The organism is Thalassotalea piscium, from assembly GCF_030295935.1.
Lineage (GTDB): Bacteria > Pseudomonadota > Gammaproteobacteria > Enterobacterales > Alteromonadaceae > Thalassotalea_B > Thalassotalea_B piscium.
This window is the reverse complement of the sequence record NZ_AP027362.1, coordinates 2,919,296-2,936,933: the sequence shown is the minus strand read 5'-3', so window position 1 is coordinate 2,936,933 and position 17,638 is coordinate 2,919,296. Positions and strand designations below refer to the sequence as shown.

Here is a 17,638-nt window from a genome sequence, read left to right as displayed (position 1 = left end):
TAACTTTGAGACTATAGGGGAGACGTTTTTAAAGGAAGATAATAATGAAGAAACCTTGGAATAGCATTTTTGTAGCAAGTTTACTGCTTTGCTCAAGCCAATCTTATGCTAATGCTGATAAATTAGCATTGGAAGATTGCCATATAGATGGCATAAAACAAAAAGTACAATGTGGAACTTTGCAGGTTCCTGAAAACTATCAAGTACCTGCTGGCACTCAAATTAGTGTTAATTTTGCAGTTATTCCCGCAATCGACAAAACCCAAAATAAAGAGCCTCTAATGTTTTTAGCCGGTGGACCTGGACAGGCAGCGGCTGAAATTGCTGCAAGTTTACGTCAGGGTTTTACCCAGGTGAGAAAAACGCGTGATTTAATTTTAGTTGATCAACGCGGAACAGGTAAATCAAACCCTTTGCAGTGTGAAGAAGTTGATGATGTTGATCCTTACGCCTCAATACCTGAAGATTTAGATGTTGAAGATATTAAACAATGCTTGGCGCAATTTGAAGGTGATCTGAGTCAGTTTAATACTGAAAATGCCATACGAGATTTTGATGCAGTAAGGGCTGCATTAGGTTATGAGAAAATTGCCATTTATGGTGGCTCATATGGCACACGAGCAGGATTAGTCTTCATGCGCATGTTCCCTGATTCGCTTAGTGCAGTAGTACTAGACAGTGTTGGCCCTATTGAAGTGCCAATTGGTACTTTTGGGCAAAGTTCAGCGCGATCATTTAATATGTTAATACAGCACTGCATGGAAGAGGCGACATGCAAACAAGCTTATCCTAATTTAGCGCAAGAGTTTGCCACTGTAATGGAACGCTTAAGTGAAAAGCCGATAACCACTACCATCACACATCCAAGACTAGGTACGCCCACTGAATTTGTTATCAGTCGTTTGAAGTTTGTTTCGACTTTAAGAATGCAATTATATACCGTTGAAATGAGAACCATGGTGCCTTTAGTCGTTCATCAAGCATTTTTAGGTAACTTTGCTCCATTAGCGGGCTTAACAGCGATGCAAGACAGCAGCATGGGTATGTACGTTGGTTTATTATTTAATATCGTTTGTAATGAAGACGTACCGCGTATTAGTGATGAAATGTGGCGTAAAGATGCAGATAATAATTTTGGTCAAGACGCTAGCCATTTAGCTTGGAAAACCGTATGCCCTGTATGGCCACAATACCGACTGAATGAAACTTTTTATCAACCAGTTACCACAAACGTACCTACCTTGATTATTTCTGGCGATGTAGACCCAGTAACACCGCCGAGCAATGGAGAATATTCAGATAAATCGTTACCAAACAGTAAGCATTTAATTTTAAAAAATAGTGGCCATACGCCTGGCCCTTCAACCTGTGCGATTAACATTATTGATGAGTTTTTAACGATAAAAGATCCTAATGTTTTAGATGAGTCTTGTTTAAATAAGATCCCGAGTGAATCGTTTATGACTAGTTTAAATGGCAGTATTTAAGGAAGAATTATGATTGAAGTTAACAATTTACATAAAACATTTAAATCGAAAAAGAATACAGTTGTCGCCTTAGATGGTTTGTCATTTACTGCAAAAGACGGTGAAATTACCGGTATTTTAGGCCCAAATGGTGCAGGAAAAACAACCTGTTTAAGAACGCTTTATGGTTTGTTAGATGCTGACCAAGGTTCAGCAACTATTGATGGTATTTCGGTAACTGAACAGCCTTTAGTAGCAAGGGCCAGATTAGGTATTTTTCCTGATAAATTTGGTTTGTATGAGCGCTTAACCGCTTATGAGCAAATAGATTACTTTGCTAGTATTCATGGATTACATGGTATAGGTAAAAAAAATGCGATTGAACAGGTGATAAAAGACCTTGATATGGAAGCATTAGCACATCGAAAAACAGCGGGCTTTTCTCAAGGGCAACGTATGAAAGTTACTTTAGCGCAAGCGTTAGTTCATCAACCACAAAATTTTGTACTTGATGAGCCAACCCGCGGCTTAGATGTAATGAGTACTCGTGTATTGCGCGACTACCTCAGCAGCTTTAAAGCAAAAGGGCATTGTATTTTATTTTCATCACATGTAATGCAAGAAGTAGCAGCGCTTTGTGACCGAGTGATAATTGTTGCTAATGGTAAGTTAGCTGCTCAAGGCACTCCACAAGAGTTATGTGATTTAGCCGGTAAAACTCAGCTAGAAGACGCATTTGTTAAACTGATTGGTTCTGATGAAGGAGTCGCAGCATGATCCAGTTTAAAGCATTACTTAAGAAAGAATTAAAAGAAGCTTTTCGTGACAAGCGCGCCTTAATGGTGGCAATGATGATGGCGATTATGGCGCCAATTATGATCTTTGCGATGTCTAAAATGATGATTAAAGAGATGGCATCAACACCGCTTGTCTACGTTAAAGTAACGGGGAGCGAGTTTGCACCAAAACTAATAAAAGCATTTGCAGATGACAATATTAAGTTATTTAGTGATGTGCCAGCAGAAGAGGCTGAGCTTTGGGATAAACGTAATATAGAACTCACTATTCCTGAAACGTTTGCACAGGATATGCTTGATGGTAAAAGAATTGATATATATCTAAAAGCTGACTTTAGTGAAAAACCAATGAATGCACCACTTCGACGTATCAAAGAAACCATTCAAAACTATGCTCAGGCTATTGGATATAAAAGGCTGTTAGTACGAGGAATCGACGTTAATTTATTACGACCTGTCAATGTAATCGAGCAAGATACATCGTCCCCTAGTAGTAACTTTATTATGATTTCAATGATGCTTGGCTTGTATTTATTAATGGCTGCATTTATGTCTGGGTTATCTGTCGCTATTGACAGTAGCGCTGGTGAGCGTGAACGTAATGTACTTGAAATGTTATTGTGCCAACCTGTTAGCACATTAAAAATTGTGCTTGCTAAACTTTCCTGCGCTAGCACCATTGCCTTTATTGGTGTGTTACTCACTATTTCATTGACCTTTGCCTCAATTGGGTTTGTTGATTTAACGAAAATTGGCGCTAGCTTCAGCCTAGATTTGAGCGCAGTTGTTATAATAGTTGTGATGCTGATCCCAATTTGCTTTTTCGCTTCAGCGCTGCAGTTATTTTTTTCATTTCAAGCAAAAAGCTTTAAAGAAGCCCAATCTTCAGTGACTATGGTAGTGCTTATTCCTGCAATGTTACCTTTTATCATGACCTTTATAGACGATAAACCTAAGTGGTTTGATTGGGTGCCAGTAACAGGGCAGTCATTAATAATGGAAGATATTTTTAAAGGCTTGCCTGTCGATTGGACTAACTTAGCGTTAACAACGTTAGTTACTATTGTGTTGACCGCGATATTAGTTTTTACCCTAGCAAAAAAATTAACGTCTGAAAAAGTTGTTCAGTCGTTAAGTTAATGAGGGTTTAATATGAATAACTCTTTAGAATTACAGTTTAATAAAAAAGATCGTTTCCAAACGACAGCAACTAACAATAAGAGTCATTCCTTGAACTATAAAACAACTTTCTACCAGTGGATGACGGAGTATGAAAAATTACTTCGTCATATTATTAACGGCTTTGAAGCTGATACAGCTATACAAGATGAGCTGTTTCAAGAAATATCATTAAATATTTGGCGTGCGTTGCCAAGTTTTAGAGAAGACAGTTCAGTGAAAACGTTTATCGCTCGAATCGCTCATAATGTCTTAGCAACTCATGTTGCCAAAGCCGTTAAACGTATTAAACCCGAGAAAAAACTATCAGAAATACCTGTTGAGGCCGAGCAAGATGAAGTTCAACCCACACCTTATCAAGCCTTAGATAAACAGCAACGCCAACAACGGCTAGCGATAGCTATTCGTAAATTAACATTAGATCAACAGCAAGTGATCACATTAGCGTTAGAAGGCATGAGTTACCAAGAAATAGCAGAGGTTTTGTCGATTACTACAAATTTAGTCGGTGTACGTTTGCAGCGCGCTAAACAGGCGTTACAGCAGAAATTGGCGGTGAATTGATGACAGGCATAGAGCATAAACAAGTGAAAAATCCAGAAGATTTATCAAGTGTCGAAGCAGAACTCGACTTATCATGGGATGAGCTGTCTAGCGACTGGCAAAGCCAAGCTTATAAAAAAACAGATATTAAGCAACTCATTAAGCATACTAAACGCCGAGTTTATCTTGCTAAATGTTGTCTGGCTGGAGATTTACTCGCAACGCTAGGTGTTATTATTTCCTTTATATGGGGGATTATTGCAGGTGACTGGGAAAAGGCCACTATTTATTATTTAGGGTTTGGTAGTGTTACATCCATTGTTTTTTGTATCTATGTAATACAATTTCGGTTACAAGCTTGGCGACAAGTAAGAGATGCACCTGATAAAGCCATTGCTAATGCAGTGGTAAACTGCCAATCATCGATAAAGTATGCACAGCTTGTGAAGTTTTCCTGCCTCCCTTTTTTACCAGTGGCAAATTGGTATCTATACGAAGTTACAACAGCAGCTGAAAAACCTATTTTGCCCGCATTACTATTTGTTAATGTTTTTATCGCAACTATTTGGTGGGTTAGCGAATATTTTCTGCGAAAACGTCGAGTTGAGCTGGAACGGTTAAAGGGTTTTGTATCAGAATAAATTACAGGTAAGGCGCCATTACTTTAACTTAAATTCGGAAATGATGATGTTTTGTTTATCTATGTTCTTGATGTTTTGTTTTTTATTCGATATATTCAAGCTAAGACGAACTTACTCTCGTTGAAGAAATTTTCTACTGCATATTTATGGTTACTGTCGATATTTAGCCTTTTTGATGCTTTGATATAAATCATCGCAAAATAAGCTAAAACCTATAGGTTTTATCGTGTACAAAAGCACCTGATTCAGGCAAAATATGCGGCAATTTTAATTAATCCATTTTTTCCAGTGAATAACTGTGAACTTGAGGTAAAGACATGCTTACTCGTGATATGAATATTGCTGATTTTGATGCTGAATTATGGCAATCAATGGCTGACGAAGTTGTTCGTCAAGAAGAACACATTGAATTGATCGCATCAGAAAACTATTGTAGCCCTCGTGTACTAGAGGCACAAGGCTCTCAACTAACTAACAAATATGCAGAAGGTTATCCTGGCAAGCGTTATTACGGTGGTTGTGAATTTGTTGATAAAGCAGAAACATTAGCGATTGAGCGTGCAAAAGAATTATTTGGTGCAACATACGCTAACGTACAGCCACACGCTGGTTCTCAGGCGAACTCTGCTGTATTTCAAGCGCTAGTATCTCCAGGCGGTAAAGTATTAGGTATGAGTCTTGCTCATGGCGGTCATTTAACACATGGCTCACATGTGAACTTTTCTGGTAAGTCTTATGAAGCAATTCAGTATGGTTTACACCCAGAAACAGGTGATATTGACTATGAAGAGCTTGAGCGTTTAGCAAAAGAGCATAAACCAGAAATGATCATTGGTGGATTCTCTGCATTCTCAGGTATTGTTGACTGGGCTCGTATGCGTAAAATTGCTGATGAAGTTGGCGCTTATTTTATGGTTGATATGGCGCACGTAGCAGGTTTAGTAGCTGCTGGCTTATATCCTAACCCTGTTCCACATGCTCATGTGGTTACTACAACTACTCATAAAACATTAGCAGGCCCTCGTGGCGGTTTAATTGTTTCAGGGTGTAATGATGAAGAGATATATAAAAAATTAAACTCTGCGGTATTTCCTGGTGGGCAAGGTGGCCCATTAATGCACGTTATTGCGGCTAAAGCGGTTGCATTTAAAGAAGCATTACAGCCTGAGTTTAAAGTGTACCAACAGCAGGTATTGAAAAATGCTAAAGCTATGGTTGAAGTATTACAAGAGCGTGGTTATAAAGTGGTATCTAACGGTACTGAAAACCATTTATTCTTACTTGATTTAATTGACAAAGACATTACTGGTAAAGATGCTGATGCTGCCCTTGGCCGTGCACATATTACGGTAAATAAAAACTCTGTGCCTAATGACCCACGCTCTCCTTTTGTCACTTCAGGCTTACGTTTAGGTACACCTGCAATTACTCGCCGTGGTTTTGGTGTTGAAGAAACGAAGCAATTAACAGGCTGGATTTGTGATATTTTAGACGATATTAACAACGAAGATGTTATTGCTACTGTACAGGGTAAAGTAAAAGAAATTTGTGCACGTTTTCCTGTTTATGGATAAGTTTTAGCAAACGCTAATTTACCTTAATTAAAGCTCAAACTATTTCAGTTAGAGCTTTTTTATTGCCAAAAATTTACAGTATTGCAATAGTGCTCGTTACTTGGCGGCGAAAATAGATTAAAATAAGTGTTATTGAATTTTTACTTATAGAGAATGGAATGTATTGCCCATTTTGTTCAGCTACCGAAACAAAAGTTATTGACTCTCGATTAGTGGCCGATGGTCATCAAATACGTCGTCGTAGAGAATGTATTACTTGTAGCGAACGCTTTACTACTTTTGAAACTGCAGAGCTATTAATGCCACGCATTATTAAGCGTGATGGTTCGCGTGAACCCTTTAATGAAGACAAAATGCGCAGCGGATTAATTAGAGCACTTGAAAAGCGACCAGTTAGCATTGAACAAGTTGAACTAGGTATCAATAAAGTGAAATCTCAAATGCGAGCAACGGGGGAGCGAGAGGTAAGTAGTGAGCTCTTAGGTAACTTTATTATGGAGCAATTAAAAACGCTTGATAAAGTAGCGTATGTTCGCTTTGCTTCTGTTTATCGCTCTTTCGAAGATATTCGTGAATTTGGCGAAGAAATTGCGCGTTTAGATGATGATTAATGCCATTCAGTATAAATAAGTGGTCACTTCTTTATGCGCAATGGTAAAACAGGAATATCAATGGATTTTGAATTTATACAGTGGCTAGGTTTGTTAGGGCTACCCCTAGTTATCTACAATTATTATAAAGGTAACTTAGGTAATAAGTATGGTATTGAAGTTATCGACGATACACTATTGATCAAGCCTTTTATAGTAACGCGTGTTGGTAAAAAAGCATCAGCGACAATTGCAATGAAAAAAGTAACTAAGCTGCAAAAGTCGAAAAATGCCATTTCTTTTTTCTACCAAAGTGGTCATGCCATTGATATTTGGCACAGGCGAAAAGGTAGTGATGAATTCTGGTTTAAGTTAGTTACGTTATTTCCTGATGCAGAACATATTATTATTGATTAAATAGTAATACCAATCTCACTAACTATGTGATCATTTCTACTGGTTAAAACAATCAACTACTGCGTTATTTATTTTATAATTAGAACAACTAGTTATGAAAACAAATGCCTTGTATTTGACTGTTTTTACTGCGTATAAAATAGATCACTTAATTAATGAAACTGGTATAATACCAATTCGAATAAGAAAAAAGTGATCACTTTTTTCGTTCGGTGAGTATTACTAAACCTAAACTTACATAGGCTTTTTTTGACAGAATTTACATTACTTGATCACCAATTTATGACACGTGCTATTAATTTAGCAAAAAAAGGGCGCTTTACTACGTCTCCTAATCCCCGTGTTGGTTGCGTGCTTGTTAAAGCAGGAAAAATTGTGGGTGAGGGTTTTCATGTAAAGGCAGGGCAAGGTCATGCTGAAGTTAATGCACTTGTTCAAGCAGGCATGAAAGCAAAAGGCGCAACTGCTTATGTAACATTAGAGCCTTGTAGTCATTTTGGGCGAACACCACCTTGTGCACAAGCACTGATAGATGCTGGCATAAATAGCGTTATTTGCGCAATGGTTGATCCTAATCCTCAAGTGAGTGGCCGTGGTTTGGCGATGCTCAATCAAGCAGGTATTGAAACCAAGTCAGGATTACTAGAACTTGATGCTAAGGCACTTAATGTTGGCTTTATTAAGCTGATGAAACATCAAGTGCCGTATGTTCGCTGTAAGTTGGCAGCAAGTTTGGATGGTAAAACGGCAATGGCAAGCGGCGAAAGTCAGTGGATTACCTCACCTGAAGCGAGAAAAGATGTTCAAAAGCTTAGGGCTCAATGTTGTGCAATAGTTGCTGGCGCAGACTCTATTATTTTAGATAACGCCCGTATGACAGTGCGTTTTTCAGCGCTCGAGGCAGCGCAACTTGGCTACCCTGATACAGAATTAAGGCAACCTGTTCGCGTTATTATTGATAGTAAAAATAGATTAACACCAGATTTAGCATTATTTAACGACTTGGGTGAACATGCACCTATTTTATTAATTAGAGCAGCTATTGAAAATGTGCATCAATGGCCGCACTTTGTAGAACAAGTACAAGTTAAAATGCAACCTTCAGGCTACATTGATTTGCCAGCCCTAATTGCCTTGCTAGGCCAACGGGGGTTGAATAATGTGCTAGTTGAAGCGGGTAAAACCTTAGCAGGCGCATTTATTGAGCACAATTTAGTAGATGAATTAATACTATATCAAGCGCCTAAGTTAATGGCTGATAACGCTCAAGGCTTAGTGTCAATGCCAAGTTTAATAACGCTTGATGAAGCGAAAAAATTAACGTTTAAAGACATTACTATGGTAGGCCCTGATATTCGTATTACCGCGGTATTTAACCACTAGTTTAAAAGAGAAGAATTATGTTTACTGGAATTATTGAAGCCGTAGGTAAAATAAAACAGATCAATATCACAGCAGATGGCGCAAGACTCACTATTGATACCCAATCATTAGACATGGGCGATGTCAATTTAGGTGACTCAATAGCAACCAATGGCATTTGTTTAACGGTTGTTGCTTTTGACTCGTCAAGCTTTAGTGCTGATGTTTCTAAAGAAACCCTAACTCGCACAGGCTTTGGCAGTTATCAGGTAAATCAAATAGTTAATTTAGAAAAAGCGATGTTACCAACGACACGATTTGGTGGTCACATTGTATCAGGGCATGTAGATGCGGTAGCAACGATAAAGTCAATTGCGCCTAGCGGTAATAGTATTGACTATTGGATCAACATGTCTGATGAAATCGCGCATTATATTGCCGAGAAAGGCTCAGTTACTGTTGATGGTGTTAGCTTAACGGTAAACACTGTACTTGAAGACAGTTTTCGATTAACGATAGTGCCACACACGACTGAAAAAACAGTGATCAGCCAATACAAAGTTGGTACGCCTGTTAATATTGAAGTTGATGTTATGGCTCGATATATCGAACGATTATTATTAAAGAAACAAACACCGGTAGCGTCAAGTAACGTTACAGAAGCTTTATTGAAAAAAAGCGGATTTATTAAATAATACTTTAAAATTTTAAGAGGTTGTCATGAATTTAAATACTCCGCAGGAGATCATTGAAGACATCAAACAAGGCAAGATGGTTATTTTGATGGACGATGAAGATCGTGAGAATGAAGGGGACTTCATTATGGCGGCAGAGTTAGTAACTCCAGAAGCCATAAACTTCATGGCAACTCATGGTCGTGGTTTGATCTGTATGCCGATGTCGGCTGAAAAGTGTAAACGTTTGAATTTACCATTAATGGTAGAGAAAAATGATGCTCAGTTTACTACCAACTTCACAGTGTCCATTGAAGCGGCTGAGGGGGTTACCACTGGTATTTCTGCAGCAGATAGAGCAACAACAGTACTTGCAGCAGTTTCTAAAGAAGCTAACCAGCACTCTATTGTTCAACCAGGTCACATTTTCCCATTAATTGCGAAAGATGGCGGTGTATTAAATAGAGCAGGACACACTGAAGCTGGTGTTGATCTTGCGCGTTTAGCCGGCTTAGAGTCTGCTGCTGTTATTGTTGAAATACTCAACGAAGATGGCACTATGGCGCGTCGCCCTGACCTTGAAGTCATTGCAAAAAAACACGATATTAAAATGGGTACTATTGCTGATTTAATTGAATATCGTAATGCGAATGAAACAACTATAGAACGAATTTCACAGTGCAAACTACCGACCGCATTTGGTGAATTTGATTTAACCGTATTTAAAGACACAATAGACGGTAAAGCGCATTTTGCTTTAACCAAAGGTGACATTAAAGCAGATCAACCAACCTTAGTGCGAGTGCATTTAGAAAACACTTTCAGAGACTTATTATTTAGCCAGCGAGAAAGCGTGGCTAAATGGCCAATTGGCAATGCGTTAGAGCGTATTGGTAATGAAGGTGGTGTTTTAGTGCTACTAGGTAAGCATGAGTCGCCAGAAGAGTTGATCGCACAGGTTAAAAAATATGCCAAACTTGATGCTGGCGAAGAAGTTAAAGAAATAAAGCGTCATGTGGGTTCGCGAAATGTCGGCGTAGGCTCGCAAATATTAGCAAATTTAGGCGTAAGTAAAATGCGTTTATTAAGCTCTCAAACTAAATATCATTCATTATCGGGTTTTGGTTTAGAAGTGGTTGAATATATCTCTGAGTAATACCTGTTTCATTAGGGCTGTTGAACTACCGCTTATAACAACGCAACGTTATACGTATTTTTAAAAGATAACGTTGCGTTTTTAACATTTGATGAATGCAATTGACTTTAATGAGTTACTTGGTTGCGCCCTGATCTTTTAGCGGAATATAAATTTTCATCTGCTTGTTGAATGATCTTGTTATTATTATCTAGATTACGATATGTAGTAAGGCCAATACTTATAGTTAAGCGTTTAAAGGGAGATGAGCCATGAGTTAAATTAAGGGCTAAGATATTTTCAATAATTTTTTCGGCAATCAACTTCCCACCATTTAAATTTGTCGAAGGTAAAACTACTGCAAATTCTTCACCACCAAAGCGTGCTACAAAGTCACTCGGTCGATTCAACGTTCTCACAATAGTTTCTGCAACTTTTACAAGTGCTATGTCTCCATTGATATGCCCATAAGTGTCATTAAATTGTTTAAAAAAATCTATATCAATAAGAAGAAGTGCGTAATCATCATCATTTCTTTGAGAGATAAGTTCAGTTTGAGCTAAGTGTGTATCGAAATATCGACGATTATAAATTCCTGTTAAGCTATCTAAGAACGCTAACGCTTTTATTTTATCACGTTGTAATTTAAGCGTTAAATGAGACTTTACGCGATTAAAAACAGTTTTATAACTTATCGGCTTTGGAATAAAGTCGACACCACCAGCTTCCCAGAAAAAATCTTCATGCTCTTGGAGTGAAGTGATAAAAATAATAGGGATATCTTTAGTTCTAGGGTCGCTTTTAAGATGCTGACATACTTCTACACCACTAATACCCGTGAGTTGAATGTCGAGTAAAATAAGATCTGGCATATTCGTTCGGCATTCATTGATGGCATCTTCACCACTTTCTACAGCACTAACTTGATAATAACTTGAAAGAATACTTTGTAGTAGTACAACATTCATTGGTTGATCTTCTACAATGAGAATTTTTGATTGAGGTAATGTGTCTTTAACTTCTTGATCAATATTCATTATTAATATTTACCCCTTACTTAAGCACTGAGCGCCTAACCCTTATGACGTGTATCATTTGATTTTAGCAGTATTAATGGGTAAAAGAACAGTAATAAGGGGTATTGCCAATTGGTATAGCGCTAAGCCATTATTCATATCTGAATAATGGCTAATGAATGTTAAATTGATCGCGGTAAGTAACCTGAGTTCGGGGTAAGCTAAGTACACCGATGCTACGATTTTTGCGCCCATCCATTATCCCGAGCTCAGGTTAAGTAATAACTTAGAATAGGTTATGCGACTTGCACTTGGTTTCTGCCTAAGTTTTTAGCTTTATAAAGCGCATCATCTGTACTTTTTAACAATTCATCACTTGTTTGAGTGTCGGTTAATGTGGATACGCCAAGGCTAATGGTAATTTTTACTTCTTCACCTCCAAGCATGAAAGTGTGCTCTTCTACTTTTTTTCTGATACGTTCTGCTAGTGCAGCAGCCGTGCTTTTATTTTTTCCTAAGCTAGTAATTGAAAACTCTTCTCCGCCAATACGAGCAACATTATCTGAAGGGCGGGTGTTATTCTTTAAAATATCAGCAAGTTCTTGTAGAACTTTGTCGCCAGCAGCGTGACCATAGGTATCGTTAATGGTTTTAAAAAAGTCGATATCAATATAGGTAATTGAAAAATCTAGCTTGTTTCGTGCTGCTATCGATAAGTCATGATTAATTCCTTCCATAAACTTTCGTCGATTACCAAGTTGAGTTAACGAGTCAGTTCTGGCATCTTTTTCTGCTTTAACTCGTTCATGGTCAAGTTGCTGGGTATGCTCTCTAATTTTGACTTTTAAACGACGATTATGAAAAATTAATGCAATAGTAAATAAAATAACAAGTAGTACTAAGGCTTGAGTTTTAAAGTTTACAAGTGCTTGCCAAACTGAAACTTTTGAAGTTGATGAATAAATAAAACGATTAAGATCTACTTGAGGGTTGTCTAAAATTTCAACTTCTTGTAGCGCTAACAGAATTGCCTCCCAACGCTCACTGTTCATGTAACCTAAAGGTATAATGTCGGCATACATTAACTCAATGAGTTGTTGGGCTTCAAACTTGAGCTCTGCTTTTGTTTTGTTTTGGCTATTATATTTCTCAACAATAATGTCTATTGTTTCGTCTATATTATTAATTGCATAGCGCCAGCCCTCAATGGTGGCTTCTGTGATATGTTCGACTTCCTCGGGCTTGTTATTAACCGTATTTTCTAAGGTAAGTAAAACATCTCCATAAAAGTTTATACCATGATCACTCGGGCGAAATGCATAAAATTCCACGCCTTTCTTATTTAATGAATATAGCTCATTGGATGTGTAAACATTATAAGCATCTACATTACCTTTAATAAATTCAGTGAGAGACTCTTGGGTTGCAATAATATTCATCTTGTTGGTATGCAGGTGATACTTTTTAAACATTGCAATTATTTCAGCATTCATTAAACCCTTAGTTATCATGACTTTCTTGTTAATCAGATCTGAAAGCTTGGGATAACGGCTAATAAGTAACGAGGGGGAATGCTGAAAAAAGCTCGCTAAAGCAACTAAAGGAACGCCATTTGCTCTATAAACAATAGCACCAGCAGCTCCTATGGCATAATCTACATCGCCGTAGCTGAGTTTTTCGATAGGCGAAGGGCCGGTAGTACGTTCAATTAAATTAACCTCTAGGCCGTATTTTCTATAATAGCCTTTCTCTTTGGCCATATAGTAACCTGCAAATTGAAATTGATGCCGCCATTTAAGTTGAAGATCTATCTGAGTGAATTGTTGGGCAGTATTATTTGCATTGGCAAAGGCGAAGTTTCCCGACAATAATATGTAAGTAAATAGAAAAATAGATGATAAAACTGCTGTACTCATTGATATTCCATTAACAATGTACCGATTACAAGCTTAAGTATAGCTTGAATTTACTATAAATCGAGTTTAACTATGAAAATTTATCTTTGCTCTGCGATTGCCACTAGCTCGTCAGCCAAACGTTTTTTTTGTATGAGAGGAACGGTTAAACGTTCACTGTTTTTACGCTCTGTATAGCCGAAGGTGGAATCAAATTTTGAGCCACCCTCGTTGCTTATTTTAACTAATCGTTGATTAACTATTTGATAAGTTGAGCGTTCAAAACCGTCTGCTTTAACACTTAATACTAAGTATGCACGCCCTCTACCATTAAAAGTTAATTCTGTTGTTAAGGGCACACCTGTATCAGAAATAATAACACTGTACTGACTTTGGAATTTTTTAACATATTTACGGGTACGCTTATCACGGATAATAGAGCTAACAGGCAATTCAAAGTTGAGTTGTCGCAATGTTTTCCCGTCAACGATTACCTGTTCTTCGCTTAAGAATGTGGCTTGCGCTAAGGTTCTTTCTATACCTGGAGCAGCTGATAAGGTTGACTTAAGTTCAGTTGCTCTATTGGTATCAATAGCGTTGAGTGTTGGTGTGTCTGCATCTTCATTATTGATGCGCTCACTTGACTCAAGCTCTAACTTTGAGAGTACTTCTTTACTATAGGTAATCTGAAGACCATTATCGCTATCGTTTAAGATTATTTCAGCTTTACCTGTGCGTACAATTTTCTCTTTTCCTTCACCCTGCTGATAATAATTTGTCGCGATCAGTGTTGCACTAATAGGACTATTGCTTTTAAGTGTAGTTAATGCACGATTTAAATCGGCAAGACCGTCAGCTTTGCTTATGAAAGGTATTATTAGTAGGGTAAATATAAGCGCAAACGCTTGTTGCTTAAGCATTAAAGATCCTTTTTTAAAACTGAGAAGTTAAAGTTTATACATTGCGGTTATAAAAATCACTAGTGTCGAAATTTTACAACACTAGTGTAAGGTTATATCAGCTGTCTGGTGTCAGTCTATAGCGATAAAAAAGTATTAATTTTATTCACAATACCTTCACAATCTAAAGCAAGTTCATGATGAATTTCTTCTTGAGTTCCGTGTTTAATAAATTGATCAGGTAAACCTATATTTAAAATATTAATTTTACGTGCTTGCTGTAAAATATATTCATTAACTGCAGAACCAGCTCCTCCAGCAATAGCATTGTCTTCTATGGTTATGATAGTGTCATGTGCTTCACAGAGTTGGTCAATTAAATTGTGATCTAACGGTTTAACGAAACGCATATCCGCTAGTGTCGCGTCTAATATTGTTGCAGCTTTTTGGGCTTGGCTTAACATTGTGCCAAAGCTTAATATTGCGACACGCTGACCTTGCTGGATAATTCTTCCTTTACCAATTTCTATAGTTTCATGAATTTGTGGTAACTCTTTACCTAAACCGTTGCCTCGCGGATATCTTACAGCCGATGGTTGATTGAGTTGATGTCCGGTGGTTAACATTAATTGGCATTCACGCTCATCGCTAGGGGTCATGATAACTAAATTAGGAATGCAACGCATAAAGCTTAGGTCAAATGAACCTTGGTGTGTTGGACCATCTGCACCGACAATACCTGCTCTATCAATAGCAAACATTACGGGTAAGTTTTGAATAGCAACGTCATGAATAAATTGGTCGTAACCTCGCTGTAAAAAACTTGAGTAAATAGCAACTACAGGGCTATAACCACCAATGGCTAGGCCTGCAGCAAATGTAACGGCATGCTGCTCTGCAATCGCGACATCATAGTATTTTTCAGGAAAGCGCTGGCTAAATTCAACCATGCCTGAGCCTTCTCGCATTGCCGGGGTTATTGCTACTAACTTCTCATCTTTTTCTGCAGTTCTGCATAACCAATCACCAAAAATTTTGGAATAAGTGGGAAGGCTTGGCTTGCTTGGTGGCAAGGAAGTTTCTTCCGGGTTAAATTTTGGTACGGCATGGTATTTTATCGGGTCTTGTTCGGCTGCTTGATAACCTTTACCTTTTTTGGTGGCAATATGAAGCAACTGAGGCCCTTTTAAACTCCGCATATTGCTAATCGTATCTACTAAGCCATTTACATCATGGCCATCAATAGGGCCGATATAGTTAAAACCTAATTCTTCGAAAAAAGTGCTAGGAACAACCATACCTTTTAAATGTTCTTCAGCGCGACTTGCCAATTCTTTAATTGGAGGTATATTTTTAAGTATGCGCTTACTTCCTTCACGTATCCCAGTATATAAGCTGCCAGATAGCATTCTAGCTAAGTGATTATTTAATGCGCCAACATTTTCTGAGATCGACATCTCGTTATCATTTAAAATAACCAGCATATCTTTATGAATATCACCTGCGTGGTTTAATGCCTCAAACGCCATACCTGCCGTCATTGCGCCATCACCAATTACGGCGACAACTTTACGTTTCTTTCCTTCTTTTTCTGCTGCAACGGCAAGCCCTAATGCTGCAGAAATAGAAGTGCTGGAATGGCCAACACTAAGCACGTCGTATTCACTTTCCTCACGCCAAGGAAAGGGGTGTAAGCCTTCTTTTTGTCTAATGGTATGTAATTGATCGCGGCGACCCGTCAGTATTTTGTGTGGGTATGCTTGATGACCAACGTCCCAAATTAACTGATCGAAGGGGGTGTTGTAGACATAGTGAAGCGCAACGGTTAATTCAATAGTGCCTAAGCCAGATGCAAAATGCCCGCTGCTCTTACTTACCGAGCTCAAAAGATAACGACGCAGTTCATCACTTGCCTGTGGCAATTGAGAACGGGTTAATTCGCGTAAATTTTTTGGCGAATCAATTTGAGACAACAATGGAAAGTCGTTAAGGTTTTTAGTCATAGTAATATTAGCCAGGTTAACTGGTTCGCTTTATTATAAATGTAGCGAATTGCGACAAAGTTTGTGTATTGTAAGGCAAACGGGCTAAAGCTTGAAGTGCTTGTTGATATAACTGTTCAGCTTTTTCTTGTGCGCCCTTTAACCCCAGTAGTGCAGGATAAGTACTTTTATTAGCTGCAAGGTCTGAACCGCACGGTTTACCTAGCTCTTCTTCGGTAGAGGTAATATCGATTATATCATCTCGAACCTGATAGGCTAAACCTATGCTTCGGGCAAATATTGCCAACTGATTTTTATCTTCGTCACTCACTTGTTCAGCGCATTCAGCGACCATCAACACACAAGCTTCTAATAGTGCGCCTGTTTTCAACGCATGCAACTTTTCTAGCTCAGCTAGTGTAATTGTTTTATCTGTTGCGGCTAAGTCCATTGCTTGACCGCCGCACATACCCTGATATCCAGCTGCATTAGCAAGTTGTTGAATTAGCTTAACTTGTTTGGTCTTACCGTAAGGTGAAAATTCATGGTTGGCAATGATATCAAAGGCCAATGTTTGTAGGCTGTCTCCTGCAAGTATTGCAGTCGCTTCATTGAACGCTTTATGGCAAGTTGGCTTTCCTCGTCTAAGGTCATCATTGTCCATTGCAGGTAAGTCATCATGCAATAACGAATAGGCATGAATACACTCAATTGCAGCGCCAATAGCATCGGCATCTGTACTTTCAACATTTAGTGTAATTGCGGTGACGTAAGAAAGGTAAGGGCGCATGCGTTTGCCACCCATTAGAAGCCCATAACGCATCGCGGCTAATAATTCGTCATTATTTACATTAAGTTGATCGAGTTTACTGGTAAGAAAGTGATCTATATGCTGTTGTAAATATTCTATATCGATTAGCTGGCTCACTACTCGTTCTCTTCAACGTTGAAATCAGTTAGGGTTTGTTGCCCATTTGCTGTCATTAACATTTGAATTTTTTGTTCCGCGTCTTGAAGTTTTTCTTGGCTTAATTGGCTTAAATTAAGTCCACGTTCAAAGAAATTCATTGAGTCTTCCAAACTAAGCTCTCCGGCTTCTAATTTTTGAACAATTAGTTCAAGTTCTTTCAAAGACTCTTCAAAGCTTAAGTTTTCTATTTTTTTACGTGCCATAGTTTTTAGTGCCAAAATATTGCGATTGATGCTATAGATAAATGGAAAGAAGGATTTAAAGCGCAAAGTTACCTTAGCTAAGCCCTTTGGTCAATCTAACATTAAGTTATCTTTATTGCGTGATAAAAATGAAAAATACAAAATAATCTTAATTATAAGTTAAGTTATTGACAATATGGGCGATAATAAAAGAGCAACATCAATTTTATATTCGTATATAGTCGCGTATATTTAAACCTTATTGTATTATTTAAAGTATAAGCAAAACAAAGGTTGTTATTAAAACAGCGTATAG

The 17,638-nt window shown here is 38.0% G+C and carries 17 protein-coding genes; 11 read left to right on the top strand and 6 right to left on the bottom strand.

What is annotated here, in order from left to right; genetic code table 11:
* The first annotated feature begins 44 nt into the window (after nt 1-44).
* The 11 genes from QUD79_RS12930 to ribBA all read left to right on the top strand — a co-directional run bounded on the left by QUD79_RS12930 (nt 45) and on the right by ribBA (nt 10,399).
* A complete protein-coding gene (locus tag QUD79_RS12930; RefSeq protein WP_184421408.1) occupies nt 45-1,487 on the top strand; it encodes an alpha/beta hydrolase in 1,443 nt (480 codons plus the stop codon).
* Nucleotides 1,488-1,496: 9 nt separating this feature from the next.
* The gene (locus QUD79_RS12925) at nt 1,497-2,243 is read left to right on the top strand and encodes an ABC transporter ATP-binding protein (RefSeq protein WP_184421411.1); all 747 of its coding nucleotides are present in this window, start codon (nt 1,497-1,499) and stop codon (nt 2,241-2,243) included.
* Nucleotides 2,240-3,403 carry an ABC transporter permease gene (locus QUD79_RS12920; RefSeq protein WP_184421415.1) on the top strand — a complete coding sequence of 388 codons (1,164 nt, stop codon included), beginning with the start codon at nt 2,240-2,242 and terminating at the stop codon, nt 3,401-3,403. The genes QUD79_RS12925 and QUD79_RS12920 overlap by 4 nt, the downstream gene beginning before the upstream one ends.
* Before the next feature lie 12 nt (nt 3,404-3,415).
* Entirely contained in the window at nt 3,416-4,006 is a 591-nt protein-coding gene (locus tag QUD79_RS12915) for an RNA polymerase sigma factor (RefSeq protein WP_184421418.1), read from the top strand.
* On the top strand, nt 4,003-4,626 hold the full coding sequence (locus QUD79_RS12910) for a hypothetical protein (RefSeq protein ID WP_286288543.1): 624 nt from the start codon (nt 4,003-4,005) through the stop codon (nt 4,624-4,626). Before QUD79_RS12915 ends, QUD79_RS12910 begins: the two co-directional genes overlap by 4 nt.
* Nucleotides 4,627-4,943: 317 nt before the next feature.
* The gene (gene glyA, locus QUD79_RS12905) at nt 4,944-6,200 is read left to right on the top strand and encodes a serine hydroxymethyltransferase (RefSeq protein ID WP_184421423.1); all 1,257 of its coding nucleotides are present in this window, start codon (nt 4,944-4,946) and stop codon (nt 6,198-6,200) included.
* 158 nt (nt 6,201-6,358) lie between these two features.
* The gene (gene nrdR / locus QUD79_RS12900; protein ID WP_184421426.1) at nt 6,359-6,811 is read left to right on the top strand and encodes a transcriptional regulator NrdR; all 453 of its coding nucleotides are present in this window, start codon (nt 6,359-6,361) and stop codon (nt 6,809-6,811) included.
* 60 nt (nt 6,812-6,871) lie between these two features.
* Complete coding sequence (locus tag QUD79_RS12895; RefSeq protein WP_184421429.1) at nt 6,872-7,207, top strand: hypothetical protein; 336 nt, start codon at nt 6,872-6,874, stop codon at nt 7,205-7,207.
* Nucleotides 7,208-7,456: 249 nt separating this feature from the next.
* The gene (ribD, locus tag QUD79_RS12890) at nt 7,457-8,590 is read left to right on the top strand and encodes a bifunctional diaminohydroxyphosphoribosylaminopyrimidine deaminase/5-amino-6-(5-phosphoribosylamino)uracil reductase RibD (RefSeq protein ID WP_246454848.1); all 1,134 of its coding nucleotides are present in this window, start codon (nt 7,457-7,459) and stop codon (nt 8,588-8,590) included.
* A gap of 17 nt (nt 8,591-8,607) precedes the next feature.
* Nucleotides 8,608-9,264 (top strand): riboflavin synthase, encoded by a 657-nt coding sequence (locus tag QUD79_RS12885; RefSeq protein WP_184421432.1) that lies wholly within the window; start codon nt 8,608-8,610, stop codon nt 9,262-9,264.
* Between the two features lie 25 nt (nt 9,265-9,289).
* Nucleotides 9,290-10,399, top strand: coding sequence for a bifunctional 3,4-dihydroxy-2-butanone-4-phosphate synthase/GTP cyclohydrolase II (gene ribBA, locus QUD79_RS12880; RefSeq protein ID WP_184421435.1), 1,110 nt, complete (start codon nt 9,290-9,292; stop codon nt 10,397-10,399).
* 107 nt (nt 10,400-10,506) lie between these two features.
* Here the strand turns inward: ribBA and QUD79_RS12875 are convergent, their stop codons facing one another.
* From QUD79_RS12875 to QUD79_RS12850, 6 genes are all read right to left on the bottom strand, one after another.
* Nucleotides 10,507-11,415, bottom strand: coding sequence for a GGDEF domain-containing response regulator (locus tag QUD79_RS12875; RefSeq protein WP_221435105.1), 909 nt, complete (start codon nt 11,413-11,415; stop codon nt 10,507-10,509).
* Nucleotides 11,416-11,690: 275 nt separating this feature from the next.
* Nucleotides 11,691-13,310: a GGDEF domain-containing protein gene (locus QUD79_RS12870; protein WP_184421452.1), complete on the bottom strand. Its 1,620-nt coding sequence runs from the start codon at nt 13,308-13,310 to the stop codon at nt 11,691-11,693.
* Nucleotides 13,311-13,390: 80 nt separating this feature from the next.
* Nucleotides 13,391-14,209, bottom strand: a complete 819-nt coding sequence (locus QUD79_RS12865; RefSeq protein WP_184421455.1) for a hypothetical protein — start codon at nt 14,207-14,209, stop codon at nt 13,391-13,393.
* A 116-nt stretch (nt 14,210-14,325) separates the two neighbouring features.
* Nucleotides 14,326-16,191 (bottom strand): 1-deoxy-D-xylulose-5-phosphate synthase, encoded by a 1,866-nt coding sequence (dxs, locus tag QUD79_RS12860; RefSeq protein WP_184421458.1) that lies wholly within the window; start codon nt 16,189-16,191, stop codon nt 14,326-14,328.
* 16 nt (nt 16,192-16,207) lie between these two features.
* A complete protein-coding gene (locus tag QUD79_RS12855; RefSeq protein ID WP_286288530.1) occupies nt 16,208-17,098 on the bottom strand; it encodes a polyprenyl synthetase family protein in 891 nt (296 codons plus the stop codon).
* On the bottom strand, nt 17,098-17,343 hold the full coding sequence (locus tag QUD79_RS12850) for an exodeoxyribonuclease VII small subunit (RefSeq protein WP_184421461.1): 246 nt from the start codon (nt 17,341-17,343) through the stop codon (nt 17,098-17,100). The genes QUD79_RS12855 and QUD79_RS12850 overlap by 1 nt, the downstream gene beginning before the upstream one ends.
* Between the last annotated feature and the right edge of the window lie 295 nt (nt 17,344-17,638).